9 protein-coding genes and 1 pseudogene are annotated in these 13,370 nt (G+C 44.8%); 6 read left to right on the top strand and 4 right to left on the bottom strand.

The genetic code is table 11. The features are described 5' to 3' along the window. Positions 1–11: 11 nt before the first annotated feature. Positions 12–1,928 (bottom strand): methyl-accepting chemotaxis protein, encoded by a 1,917-nt coding sequence (locus H9L11_RS18650; RefSeq protein ID WP_053303850.1) that lies wholly within the window; start codon positions 1,926–1,928, stop codon positions 12–14. Between the two features lie 310 nt (positions 1,929–2,238). Here H9L11_RS18650 and H9L11_RS18645 point away from each other — a divergent pair, with 310 nt between their 5' ends. From H9L11_RS18645 to H9L11_RS18620, 6 genes and pseudogenes are all read left to right on the top strand, one after another. Continuing rightward, entirely contained in the window at positions 2,239–3,195 is a 957-nt protein-coding gene (locus tag H9L11_RS18645; protein ID WP_064376401.1) for a MoxR family ATPase, read from the top strand. Positions 3,196–3,208: 13 nt separating this feature from the next. Next, positions 3,209–4,135, top strand: a complete 927-nt coding sequence (locus H9L11_RS18640; RefSeq protein ID WP_025768548.1) for a DUF58 domain-containing protein — start codon at positions 3,209–3,211, stop codon at positions 4,133–4,135. Positions 4,136–4,172: 37 nt separating this feature from the next. Beyond that, on the top strand, positions 4,173–4,649 hold the full coding sequence (locus tag H9L11_RS18635) for a DUF4381 domain-containing protein (protein WP_047103940.1): 477 nt from the start codon (positions 4,173–4,175) through the stop codon (positions 4,647–4,649). Beyond that, positions 4,642–5,646, top strand: a complete 1,005-nt coding sequence (locus H9L11_RS18630; protein WP_050550100.1) for a VWA domain-containing protein — start codon at positions 4,642–4,644, stop codon at positions 5,644–5,646. Before H9L11_RS18635 ends, H9L11_RS18630 begins: the two co-directional genes overlap by 8 nt. After that, positions 5,639–7,451 (top strand): annotated as a pseudogene (locus H9L11_RS18625) (VWA domain-containing protein). The gene H9L11_RS18630 and the pseudogene H9L11_RS18625 overlap by 8 nt, the downstream one beginning before the upstream one ends. A 4-nt stretch (positions 7,452–7,455) precedes the next feature. Next, a complete protein-coding gene (locus H9L11_RS18620) occupies positions 7,456–9,102 on the top strand; it encodes a BatD family protein (RefSeq protein ID WP_205391373.1) in 1,647 nt (548 codons plus the stop codon). Positions 9,103–9,231: 129 nt separating this feature from the next. Here the strand turns inward: H9L11_RS18620 and H9L11_RS18615 are convergent, their stop codons facing one another. The 3 genes from H9L11_RS18615 to pstA form a co-directional block, all read right to left on the bottom strand. Next, positions 9,232–11,355, bottom strand: coding sequence for a GGDEF domain-containing protein (locus tag H9L11_RS18615; RefSeq protein ID WP_025768552.1), 2,124 nt, complete (start codon positions 11,353–11,355; stop codon positions 9,232–9,234). Positions 11,356–11,683: 328 nt separating this feature from the next. After that, positions 11,684–12,433 carry a phosphate ABC transporter ATP-binding protein PstB gene (gene pstB / locus H9L11_RS18610; RefSeq protein WP_005375156.1) on the bottom strand — a complete coding sequence of 250 codons (750 nt, stop codon included), beginning with the start codon at positions 12,431–12,433 and terminating at the stop codon, positions 11,684–11,686. Positions 12,434–12,493: 60 nt separating this feature from the next. Continuing rightward, positions 12,494–13,357 carry a phosphate ABC transporter permease PstA gene (gene pstA, locus H9L11_RS18605; protein ID WP_005383923.1) on the bottom strand — a complete coding sequence of 288 codons (864 nt, stop codon included), beginning with the start codon at positions 13,355–13,357 and terminating at the stop codon, positions 12,494–12,496. Between the last annotated feature and the right edge of the window lie 13 nt (positions 13,358–13,370).

Below are 13,370 nucleotides of genomic sequence, written 5' to 3'. Positions count from 1 at the left end.
TCTATCCAACTCTATAACTTGAAGCTACCAACCATCTTGTCTAAACGAGAAGAGAGCGCTTGAAGATCGCGACTTGCATCCGCCAACTCTTCTGCTGTCGCGGTTGTCATTTCATTTATCGCGTTGATTTCTTCGATATTTTGATTAATGGTATGCACCACCGTGGATTGCTCTTCCGTCGCCGTTGCAACTTGTGTATTACGATCAGAGATGTCGGTGATTCGTTCAGAAATACTGATTAATACCTCGACTGCTTCATCGGTAGAAGTAACCCCTTCTATGGTGACCGCTTTGCCCGCTTCCATAGCATTTACCGCGTCTTGTGCGTCACTTTGAAGCTGATTGATCATGCGCTGAATCTCTTCTGTAGAATCAGCCGTGCGTGAAGCTAGGTTTCTTACCTCATCAGCAACAACCGCAAAACCACGTCCCTGCTCACCAGCACGAGCAGCTTCAATTGCAGCGTTTAGCGCAAGTAAATTCGTTTGCTCAGAGATGTCACGAATTACACCCAGAATCGAGCCAATATCTTTGGTTGTCGATGCCAACTGCGTAACAACAATATTGGTTGTTTCAACATCATCGGCTAGGCGGCTGATCACCTCTTTTGCTTTCATCACAACTTCTCGACCAGTTTGAGTGTTATCTGAAGCCTGATTTGCCGTATCAGCAGCGGTAGCAGCGTTCGATGCAATTTCACTGATGGTCGCACCCATTTGGTTGATAGCTGCAACTACTTGAATGGTTTGATCACGCTGCTCTTGGCTGTTGTCGTGTGTGGATGTTGCTTTCGTTGACACACTTTCTGCCGCTTGACTTAATGAGCCACTGGTTAAAGCAACTTCTTTCATCGTGGCATGAATCTTCTCAATAAATCCATTAAAGCCTTTTGAAAGCTGAGCAATTTCATCATTACCCTTAATTTCAATACGCTGCGCCAAATCGCCTTCACCTTGCCCAAGGTCGGTAAAACGATCGGCAATCAGTCGGATTGGTTTCGTAATGCTGTTTGCCAACCATACGCCCATGAGGATGAATACAACGGCAACAATGATGGTCGTAAACAGCATTTTTTTAGCTGTCGCATTAAGGTCTGCGAATACTTCATCAACGGGAACCACGCCAATAACAAACCAGTTCATTGAAGGAACATACAAACTAGAAACAAAAGTATCCTGCCCTTCAAACTCCACATTAATTAGGTTGAAGCTATTTTTGTTCAACAGCGCACTTGCGTCACTACCAAATAGTTTAGTGATAGAAGTTTGGTTCTTACCTTGTTGGCGGTGTATTTGAATCTGGCCTTGTTCATTAGTGAGGAACACGTAACCCGTATCTTCAATTTTAAACCCATTGAGCAAAGCAACCATGTCTCCCATAGATTTAGAGAGACCTGACATTGATGTACCATTAAGATCTTGGAAATTGGCAAACATTTTCACTTCGCCATTTGCCTCTTGGAACACACTCACGGACGTTTCTTGACCAGACGACGTAAATCCAAAGAACCAAGCATCTTGCGTTCGGTTAAGTTGACGTAAGAATCCGTTTTGATTCCAGTAATATGCCGTTTGACGATTCGCTACCGACGCATCATTAAGACCATACTGTGATTTAACGTTATTGAGCTGCTGAACCAACTGAACTTCTACTGACGGATCACGGTCTGTATTAGATAGGGCTTCAACAATAAATTCGTTTGTAGCCAGCTGTTTTGCCGCTTGTTGCATTTCGACAACTTCGCGGTCAATTTCGGTATTGATTTGCTGCAACATCGCAGGTAGCTCGATGTCAATAAGACGATGGCTCAATACATCTCTCGCATGACGCTGAGCCATAACACCAACAATGATTGTTGATGCTAGAACAGCAAACGTAATGCCAAGTACAACCTTCTGTTTGATGCTCAAGGAATGAAGTTTCAACATATTCGGACCTTTTAAAAGAATCACTTGTTATTGGCCCCACAAGGGGAATCAGGTGCATATCTCATGACACGCACACCACGGAATCTTTATCGGCTCATATGTACAAAACTAGAGGCATTTCTCATTATATTATGAAAAATAAATGTAACACACTGTCAAATAAGCACTTTCAGAGATAGCACGTACTTGCAATTCTCTGTAGCGTCCCAATATTGAAAAGATAAATTGCAATAGAGCGTTGGAACTTTTTTCACATGGAAAATGACCAATACTCAACACGAAAATCACATGGATACCGAGAGTCCAAAGCATGCATAAATCTAACTTCGAAACTCTTCAGCAATACTTAGAGTCGCAGATCATCGGACAGCAAGATCTGGTAAAGCAACTGCTTGTTGCGCTTCTTGCGGATGGGCATATTTTAGTTGAAGGCCCTCCTGGGTTAGCAAAAACCCGTGCAGTAAAATCACTCTCAGACTGTGTTGAAGGCGACTTCCACCGCATTCAGTTCACCCCTGATTTGCTGCCAGCCGATTTAACCGGCACCGATATCTTCCGTCCCGAAACCGGAGAATTCACTTTCCAATCAGGTCCTATCTTCAACTCGCTTATTCTTGCGGATGAGATAAACCGTGCGCCAGCCAAAGTACAAGCGGCAATGCTTGAAGCAATGGCAGAGAAACAAGTCACAGCAGGTCGTCATACCTACCCGCTGCCAGAGTTGTTTTTGGTTATGGCAACTCAAAACCCGATAGAGCAAGAAGGGACCTACCCCCTTCCTGAAGCGCAGCTAGACCGCTTTTTATTGCATTTAGAAGTGGAATACCCAGATGCGGAGCATGAGCTATCTATCTTGCGTATTAACCGCGGAGAAGCAAAAGGCGAAGCAAAGGTTGAACGCCCAATGTTAAGCCAACAAAATATATTCACCGCACGTAAAGAAGTGTTGGATATTCATATGGCGGAAACGATAGAGCAGTACATCGTCCGTTTAGTTATGGCGACACGTCAAGCCAACGAATATGACACTGAGTTGGACAAGTGGTTGTCAATGGGTGTGAGTCCGCGTGCCACCATCGCTCTTGATCGCTGTGCACGTGCGCACGCTTGGCTTGCTGGTCGTGATTTTGTCTCTCCGGAAGATGTTCAAACCATGGCTTATCCGGTACTGCGCCACCGTTTATTGTTGAGTTACCACGCTCAAGCGGAAGGCATTACGGCAAACCAGGTCATCGATAAACTGCTAAACCTTGTTGGCAGTGCATAAACAGGTGAGTGATATGTCCGCTACACATTCATTACCACCTCATGCGAATGGGGTGACATTAACCCTTGAAGAGCTGCTCCAATATCGCACTCAATCTGTACGTTGGTTACCACCAGCACAGAGTCTCTGGTCGCAGATGAGTGGTAACCATACCAGTCGCCAAAAAGGGCGAGGTATGGATTTTATGGAGGTGCGCCAATATCAACCTGGCGACGATATTCGCAGCATTGATTGGCGAGTCACCGCTAGGACCGGTAAAGCACATACAAAATTGTTTGCAGAAGATAAAGAGCAAGCGGTCATTCTTTATCTTGATCTAAGTTCTAGTCTACATTTTGGATCTAAGTATGTACTCAAATCCGTTCAATTGGCCCACTTTGCCAGTGTTCTAATTTGGCTAACTCTAGCTAAAAAAGATCGCATCGGCGCAGTGATTGATGACGGACATCAATGTCTTGAATTTCGCCCCTCTTCTTTACAAAGACAAGGGCTGCGGATTCTTAACGCCATAGTCGACATACATAATGCGCAAGTAACTCGTACTGCAAGCAACGACACTCGTACACTGCCTTATACACAAGTATTGGAGACACTTCATACGCTCACCCCAAAAGGCAGCGAATTGATTATGCTCAGTGACTTTGCCCACGTAACACCAACGGAACTGGCACAACTACGTCGACTCAAACAACACAATAGCGTAAGGGCCGTTCAGTTTTATGATCCGTTAGAAAGAGGCGAAACAGACTTTAGAGGTCAAGTGAAAGCTTCGGATGGGCTGCATAGTCAATGGTTTAACTTTGGCTCTAAAGGACAACGAAGAGAACTCGAAAGCCACTTTACCCAACATCAAGAAACCATTAAGCAGCAGTGCCATTCGATAGCAATTCCATTTAACACGCTATCAAGTGGCTGGCCCTTAATTTCACAATTAAGCTAACAAACTGACAAGCAGTATTTATTAAGCAGTAATAATAATGACAACAAACAACCAAAGCCTAGACCTTGAACCTTTGATTTTGCCAAACGCTCCGGATTGGTTTCCGCTCGCTTGGGGATGGTGGGTGGTGCTTGCAGCCACCTTGCTCTTCGTTTTCGGCATTTGTCTTTATGTGAGATGGCGTAAAAAACACTTACGCGCAAAAAAGACAGCATTAACACTTTTAACTCAACCTACCACGCCTCATACCCCCTCTTCTGCTCTGGAAATATTGCGCCAGGCAGCATTGAGTTACTTTCCGCGTGAAGAGATCGCACCATTAACCGGAATCGCTTGGTATAAATTTCTCGATAGCCATACCAAAGAAAGTCGATTCGTAGACAAACAACATCAGTGGCAAGAAGCGTTGTATCAGAATTCTTCCCAAGGGCAGCATCAAAGCTTGGTAGACGATTGTGTCTTTTGGATAACCTACGCTTTGCCACCAAAGAAAAAGGCAAATAACCGTGACTGAGCAAACACTCATAACCGATCTTGCCCAATGGCTAAACATTGAATTTGTCTGGTGGTGGGCACTGTTTTTGTTGCCCATCCCCTGGCTGGTATACAAGTTTCTGCCACAAGAATCTCAACAAGCCGAGATCAAATTGGCGTACTTACCAACTAATGAGAATCGCAGCAAGCCTAAGCAAGCGCTGCAAAAAGCACTTTCAATCGCGATCTGGGGCCTTCTTGTCGTCGCTTGTGCGCGTCCAGTTTGGTTTGGCGATCCCGTTGAATTCCAACCCAAGTATCGGGACTTGATGTTAGTCGTCGATCTGTCCGGTTCGATGCAGCAGGAAGACATGGAACTCAACGGCGAATATATCGATCGCCTCACAGCAGTCAAAAAAGTTCTGTCTGATTTCGTAGCAAAGAGAAAAGGTGACCGTCTCGGAGTTGTTTTGTTTGGCGACCATGCTTATTTGCAAACACCACTCACTGCAGACCGCAAAAGCGTCATGCAACAGATTAATCAAACCGTCATCGGCTTGGTTGGTCAACGAACCGCCATTGGTGATGGTATTGGGTTAGGCACAAAAACCTTTGTAGACAGTGATGCTCCCCAACGAGTCATGATTTTGCTCAGTGACGGCAGCAATACTGCAGGGGTGCTCGAGCCGCTAGAAGCAGCGGAAATTGCGAAAAAATACAACGCCACTATTTACACCGTGGGCGTGGGCGCTGGTGAAATGATGGTGAAAGAGTTTTTCATGACTCGCAAAGTCAACACCGCAGCCGACTTAGATGAACAAACACTGACTAAAGTGGCAGAGGTGACAGGTGGACAATATTTTCGAGCGCGAGATACGGAAGAGCTCGAAAAGATTTATGACACCATCAACCAGCTAGAACCCGTATCTAGCGACACACAAACTTGGCGCCCACAGTCTGAATGGTTTCCATATCCATTAAGCGCTGCATTTGTATTATCGGTATTGTTATTCCTATTAAGGAGAAAACATGGCTGAGTTTATTTTCCTCAATCCTTATTGGCTTTTGGGGCTCATCGTGATCCCTATAGCACTCTTGCTTAATCACAAATTTAGAGCCCAAAAGTCCACACTGATTGCCCCTCACCTATCGCGGATGCTCGGACAAAACACGCAGTCTAAGCATTACTTCACTCTATGGGGTTTAGCTTGGGCAATAACTTGCATTTCATTAGCGGGGCCAAGCTGGCAGTCCAATGCTCGACCAAGCTTTGAGTTAAACCAAAACCGAATCTTGGTGCTTGATATGTCTCGCTCTATGTTTGCTACAGACATCAAACCCAATCGGTTAGCACAAACACGTTATAAGGCGCTCGATTTGCTGCCTAAATGGAAAGAGGGAGCCACTGGACTTATTGCTTACGCTGGCGATGCCTATAACTTAAGTCCACTGACAACTGATTCCAGCACGCTTGCGGGCATTATCGAAAATTTGTCACCAGAGCTGATGCCTTTTCAAGGAGCAAACCTGCCTGCCGCGATTGAACTTGCGATCAACCAGTTTTCTCAAGCTGGCACGCAACAAGGCGATATCATCGTGTTAGCGGATGATCTTGATACGTCAGAGCTGTCTCGCGCGTTAGATTTAGTCCAAGGTACAAAGTTTCGCATTTCTGTTCTTGCCGTCGGGACTCCTAACGGTGCGCCTATCGCGCTGCCCGATGGCTCTCTGCTAAAAACTGCACAAGGCACAACCGTCGTAGCGAAAACAAACCTGAAAAATCTACAGACGCTAGCGAATAAAACTGGCGGTCTATTTGTTCCTATTCAGCACACCAACCGTGATGTTGAAAATATCGCGGCCTTTACTAATAACATTGGTAGCCAGCTTTCTGCGACCCAAAGCGAAGAAGTTAAAACTGATTCTCGTCTCAACAGTGGCTTTTGGTTACTGCCGTTGTTACTTATTCCTGCGGCTTTACTGTTTCGACGCGGCCTGATTTGGGTGTTAGTTGCGACTGTAGTCCCAGTAACGTGGACACCGCATGCAGAAGCTAATCCGTTCTTAAATGCCGACCAACAAGGAGCGGAACTCTACAAGCAAGGTGAGTATGAACAGGCGCAAAACCTATTTACAAACCCAAGCTGGAAAGGAGCCGCCAGTTATCAAAAAGGTGACTACGAAGCCGCTATCGAAGCATTTTCTCATGATGCCTCCCTTAACGGCCGCTATAACCTCGCCAACTCGCTCGCTCAAAATGGTCAATTAGAAGATGCGGCTGATTTGTATAAAAAACTGCTAGAGGAAAAGCCTAACTTTGAAGCCGCGAAGAAAAACCTATCGGTTGTAGAAGAAAAGCTAAAACAGCAACAGCAACAGCAACAGCAACAGCAACAGCAACAGCAACAGCAACAGCAACAGCAAACAGCAACAGCAACAGCAACAGCAACAGCAACAGCAACAGCAACAGCAACAGCAACAGCAACAGCAACAGCAACAGCAACAGCAACAGCAACAGCAACAGCAACAGCAACAAAAGTCTCAAAACGAAGGGAAAGAAGCGCAAGGACAACAGTCACAAAATCAGCAAGATTCTGAAAATAAAAAAGAAAAACAAAAAACGGAACAACATCAACCGCAACGAGATGACAAGCAAGTGAAGGATCAAGGTGAACCAATACAGGCTAAAGCGCATCCCGAAAAAATGCATCAGGATGATCCTGAGTTCCGTCGACTAGAAGCAGTAGAAAGTGCTCGCGACCCAAGCTTTTTGATCCGTGCGCAAATGCAACTTCAAGCGCAACAAAAACAACCTCCACAACAATCTCAAAAGGAGTGGTAAGCCTGTGATGAACAAAGGCGTAAAACTGGTCTTTATTTTTGTGGCCAGCCTAATATCCAGTTTCTCGGTGATGGCACAGACACTTCAAGCTAGTGTGAATAAAACACAAATAGCCAAGAATGAAGTGATTAACCTCAGAATCATTTCAGATACTGAGCTCAGCTCAGACTCAATCGACTTCAATGTTCTAGAGAAAGACTTCTTCTTGGGTCAACCTCGTTATGGCCGCTCTAGCAATAACATTAACGGAAGAAAATCAGTGCGTACCGAGTGGAGTATCTCAATTGCACCAATGAAAGAAGGTGTTCTGACTATTCCAAGTTTTTCCGCTGATGGTATGAAAACGGAGCCGATCAAACTACGTGTCAACGCGAGCCAAACAGACCCCAATCTTGATGATCTATTTAGCTTCAATATTACGGTCGACAACAGTACGCTCTACCCTCAGCAATCTGCAACATTACGTATACAGCTTCTAATCAAAGCGGACACTCGACGCCTAGATAACCCGCAAATAGTACCTCCGCAAATTGAAGGCATGAAGCTTGAGGCACTGGGTGGCTTACAGCAAAGACAGAAGATCTTAAATGGGTTAGAAGTAGCGGTCATAGAGCAGTCGTTTCGCTTAACGGCCAATCAACCAGGCACTTATACCTTGATAGGTCCTAAACTGACCGGTTCTTATATTTATGGCGACAGCTTGACGGGCTCAACCAAAATAATGCCTATCAATACCAAAGCGGAACGCATGCCAATAACGGTCAAACCGATTCCGAGCGAATTTAAAGGTGAATGGCTTCCTGCTTCAGCGTTAGAAATGACACAGAGCTGGCAAGACGATCAAGGTAATCTACTGTCGACTAACGCGATCAACACAGTAAAACAAGGCTCTTCACTCACTCGAACCATTCAAGTTAAGGCTCGCGGTACACAAGCCGAATATCTGCCACGAGTCAATATTAGTTACCCGAGTTCACTGCGCGTGTATCCCGAACAACCTAAGTTCGATAGCGCGAGAGATGGCACCGTTACCATGACGGTGAAGCAAGTCATTATTCCTACAGAGGCCGGGAAATATACCTTACCAGGATACGACTTGAACTGGTGGGACAGTCAAAATGATGAAGCGAAGAAAACAACGTTACCAGAGCTAACATTAGACGTAGAGAAAAATGACACTGGGCTAATCACGTTGCCGGAATCGCCTCTTTCAGCGCCTTTAGTGTCAGCCCCTAGTCCTGAATCAAGCGGCGATGTAAACAGTCTCTGGCGAACATTAACCTTTGTTTTCTTAGGGCTTTGGATAATGACATTGGGAATCGCTACTTGGGCATGGAAAAAGCGGTCAATAACAGCGAGTGGAACGGTTTCAAATACTGAACAACCACTTTGCATCGACGCGCTAAAAAAAGTCATCGAAGAGGGCGATGCTGCGAAAATTGAACGCTCTGTAAATGAGTATTTAACCACTCATCAAGACAGGTTAAACCCTGGTGACGTACAAGCAATTAAGCAAGAGCTTAATGCCATGAATCAAGCGTATTTTAGTGCTAACCAACAACCTTGGAGCCCTGATTCGCTGCTAGCGAAAATTCAAAACCTTGGCAAAGCAAACGTAACGAAAACCGACCACCAACTCGAAAAGCTATAAATAACTAGATAACAATGGCAGCTCTCATGAGCTGCCCATTCTCTTATGCGGTCAAATTTGCTTTAGCGGTTTTATCTAGAGCACCAACCGCCGCCCCCTTCCCTATCAAGTTGCTCTTATGAACATCACTCACTCAACAAACACTTGGGGCTCGTATTCGTATCGCCTTACACAATTTCGCCCATGATTCTTCGCTTGATAGAGTGCCTTATCCGACAACTGATATAAATGGTCGAAATTAAAGTCTTTGCCTTTCGCTTTATAACAGGAGTAACCGACTGAAACGGTAAGTAACTCCCCTTCTGGGTTATGTCGATGCTTTATCCCCTCGCCCTCGATACATTGACGAATGCACTCTGCTCTCAGTCGAACCTCCTCTTGCTCAGAACCAATCATGAGCAATGCAAACTCTTCACCTCCGATACGGCAAAAAACTTCATCTTCACCTTTGGTATGATGATCCAAGATATAGCCAATTCGCATCAATGCGATATCGCCTTCGAGATGACCATAGTGATTATTGAATAAGCCAAAATGGTCAATATCAATCAGGATCAGGCCAAACGACATGTCGTCTTCACACTCTAGGGCACAATATTTTTGCATCACATGTTCTAACATGCGGCGATTACCAAGACGCGTCAAAGGATCGAGCTTAGAAAGTACCTCAAGCTGTCGATTGGCTTCCTCCAACTCTTTTGTTCGGTTCTGAACCTCCAGCTCTAAGTTTTCGTTTAATTCGCGAATCGCCTCTTGAGCTTGAGTACGTTGCAATACTTCAGCTAAGCTGGACGCGAACATACGAATCACTTCACGTAACTGAGAAGTTAAGGGCGCACGTGTCAGCAAATTATCAACAGCGATAAAGGCGATAGGACCACTGCTATTTGAAGTCAATACCGTCATCGCAGCCCAACCAAAGCCAACAATATTACAGTCATGATAAATAGGCACTGATTCTTCAAATGCGACTTCGTTTGGCATTGAGCGAGCCAGATTTATAAGAGAGAAATCTTGGGTTTCGCCAAAGAAGTAAGATTCATCCACCACGTTACCTTGAATATCGGTACCCCACGTTCCTTGCATGTAAGAGCAATTTTCATCAGTTAAAAACACCGCCATTCGGTCAATGCCAAGATTTTTAATGGCGAAAGTGACGGCCGATTTGCATACTCCACTGACAGTAGTGCAACGTGATAACTCAACCATGCTTGAATGCAACATGCGTACGTTTTGTTCTTGGCGCTTACGAATGTAAATTTGAGAGAAAAGTGAACCAAACGAGTCCAACATCTGTTTTTGATATGCCGTTATCGGCTTACGATGAATAAAGTTATCTAGCGCGAACCACCCAAACGGTTCATTGCCATCGCGTAAAATCAACATCGCATTCCAGCCCTGCCCAATGACCTTGCCTGCTGTGTATATTGGCGCGTCTTCTACAATCACTAAGTTGCTCTCGAGGCTAGATAACGCGGTGATATACTCCTCGCTAAGTTGATGTAAATCGTATTGTGTGTGAAATTCATCAATCGTAATTCCTGACTCATCCGTGCCGTATGTACCACTGAAGCTGCGCTTTTTCATATCGAGAAGCATCAGTGTAGAGCGATCAAACCCAAGTCGTTCACGTAACGCTTCGACGGCTTTGTAGTACAAGTCCTTTAAAGAATCAGGATTAGAGATTTCGAGTGCAACTTGCTGAACTAACTTCATATTTTCGATAAAGCGCTCGCGTTGGCTAATCTCATCAACATATTGCGCTTCACGAATATCTCTGTGCCTGATCTCTTTCGAGGCATTTTTTTCAGCACGAATACATTGCCAACGCGCCGCTGCGAGCTGCATTGCGTCGTAACTTTCTTCATAGATATTATGTGCTGTGCGAGCATGTACAGATTGAATCAGTAGGTAGGTACGTTTGATAGGCGTGTTGTCGAGCATCATGATGTAACTATCACCGCCTAAATCTCGGGTGTGATTCCAGTTACAAGTGTTGATCGCCAGAGGTATGATGCTTTCAGAGGTATCAAACTGACTTGCCCACTCCCAGAATGTCTCAGGATAGTTTTGGGTTGGGTAAAGCTCTCCGCGAGAGAAGCTCATCGAATGACGAGGGTTAATTGAAGGATCTTCAAAAATAGCGAGGGCTTGAGGGGAGAACAGACTCTCTAAATGATCAAAGATTGCCTCCGCTAGCAACCGATGGTCCCTCGTTGAAGACACTTTTCTTGTAAAACTTCTTAAACTCACCCTACCAACCTAATCTACTTTTTTATCCTCGATAAAAAACTACTTAGGCCATGATATGCAATCAATACGTTCAAATTTGAGCTGTTAAGTCATTCGCAAAATTATCAGACTTAGTGTTACATTCGAGAGCTCTTCAGCACTTTTAAAGCCATGTTTCACATAAGTTACATACTTTATAAACTGGGGAGGAAAGTTGTACTTATTTACAAGATTTTTTGTGTTGGTAGGCGTTATAAGCCCACGACTTAAAAAGAAAAAGGCCCCTCATCAAGAGGGGCAAAGTTACCATCGCTTATAGTTATTTAGTTATGCTTGTAAATACGGTGGATTAACCGAAATCACCATTTACGTAGCCTTGAGTACGGTCGTCTTGAGGGTTGCTAAAGATCACTTGCGTATCGTTGTGCTCGACCAGTTCTCCCATTAGGAAAAACGCAGTGCGGTCAGAGATACGACGCGCCTGTTGCATTGAGTGAGTCACGATAACGATGGTGTAGTTCTTCTTTAGCTCTTCCATCAACTCTTCGATTTTGTGTGTCGCAATTGGGTCAAGTGCCGACGTTGGTTCATCCATCAGAATCACATCAGGCTCCATCGCGATTGTACGTGCAATACATAAACGTTGCTGCTGACCACCAGAAAGACCGAATGCGTGTGATTTAAGGCGATCTTTCACCTCATCCCAAAGTGCAGCACCGCGCAGCGAACGCTCTACCACTTCATCAATTGTCTTTTTGTCTTTGATACCTTGAGCACGTAAGCCGTAAGCCACGTTCTCGTAAATGCTCATCGGGAATGGGTTTGGCTTTTGGAATACCATGCCGACTTTGATGCGAAGGTCAGCAACATCAATGTTGCCGTAAATATCTTCGCCGTCCATCGCCAATTTACCTGTAATTTTCACGCCTTCGATTAGATCATTCATTCGGTTCAAACAGCGTAGAAGCGTTGATTTTCCGCAACCTGACGGGCCGATAAGTGCAGTTACTTGGCGAACTGGAATTGGTAAGTTGATCGATTTCAGTGCTTGGTTGTCACCGTAGAATAGGTCTAGGTTTTCAATATCAAATTTGTTCATTGTCTTAATCTCTTAATTCTTGAATTCGTGTCTTTTAACGTGCGTTCTTAATTAGTGTTGTTAGTAAGTTGCGGTGTTAAAACGTCTAGCAATCAGTTTCGTTACCATGTTGATCAAGAGAACAACTACGATAAGCACTGTTGCCGTACCGTAAGCCTGATTCCATTCTTCAACGGTAAACAGTTCGGTAGTCAGTTTGTATAGGTGAACGGTTAGCGTACGACCTGAATCCAATAAAGAATCCGGAATACGTGCAACCATACCTGCTGTCAGGAATACTGGAGCAGACTCACCAATGACACGACCAATACTTAGAATGACCGAGGTTAAGATACCTGGCATTGCGCTTGGAAGAATCAAACGCCAGATAGTGTAAATCTTAGAAGCACCGAGGCCATAAGAGCCTTCACGGTACGTTTGTGGTACTGCCATCAACGCTTCTTCCGTTGTACGGATGATAACTGGCAGGATTAGGATACTTAGCGTCAATGCACCCGACAGAATCGAGAAGCCAAGGCCAAGAATCGCCACGAAGAAAGTCATACCAAACAGGCCGAAAATGATCGACGGGATACCCGCCAATGACTCGGTACAGAATCGGATGATTTTCACCAAACGACTGCCCACTTTCGCGTATTCGGTCAAGTAGATTGCCGTCATGATACCGAGTGGCGCTGCCACTGCGATAGAAGCGATAACCATGTAAATGGTCGCCACAATCATTGGGAAGATACCGTGCTCTTCACCTGTGCGCGTATAGTTATCAGTAATGAAGTTCCAATCTACGTGTTGTAGACCGTTTGATAGGATGTACCAGATAATCCAGAACAAAAAACCTACCGTTAGTGCTGCCGAGATCCAGACAAATGCGTTAAAGACATTATCTTTGAACTGGCGTGCTTTTTTTAGTTTTGCGCGATCCATAATAGTCACCTTT

The organism is Vibrio sp. sp1 (assembly GCF_016920955.1).
GTDB lineage: Bacteria > Pseudomonadota > Gammaproteobacteria > Enterobacterales > Vibrionaceae > Vibrio > Vibrio alginolyticus.
This window is presented reverse-complemented; position numbering and strand designations above follow the sequence as displayed.

Bases quoted from the DNA above. Each gene is read 5' to 3' on its own strand.
- pstA (WP_005383923.1), bottom strand. From the start codon at position 13,357: ATGGATCGCGCAAAACTAAAAAAAGCACGCCAGTTCAAAGATAATGTC.
- H9L11_RS18640 (WP_025768548.1), top strand. From the start codon at position 3,209: ATGTCCGCTACACATTCATTACCACCTCATGCGAATGGGGTGACATTA.
- H9L11_RS18635 (WP_047103940.1), top strand. From the start codon at position 4,173: ATGACAACAAACAACCAAAGCCTAGACCTTGAACCTTTGATTTTGCCA.
- H9L11_RS18650 (WP_053303850.1), bottom strand. From the start codon at position 1,928: ATGTTGAAACTTCATTCCTTGAGCATCAAACAGAAGGTTGTACTTGGC.
- pstB (WP_005375156.1), bottom strand. From the start codon at position 12,433: ATGAACAAATTTGATATTGAAAACCTAGACCTATTCTACGGTGACAAC.
- H9L11_RS18645 (WP_064376401.1), top strand. From the start codon at position 2,239: ATGCATAAATCTAACTTCGAAACTCTTCAGCAATACTTAGAGTCGCAG.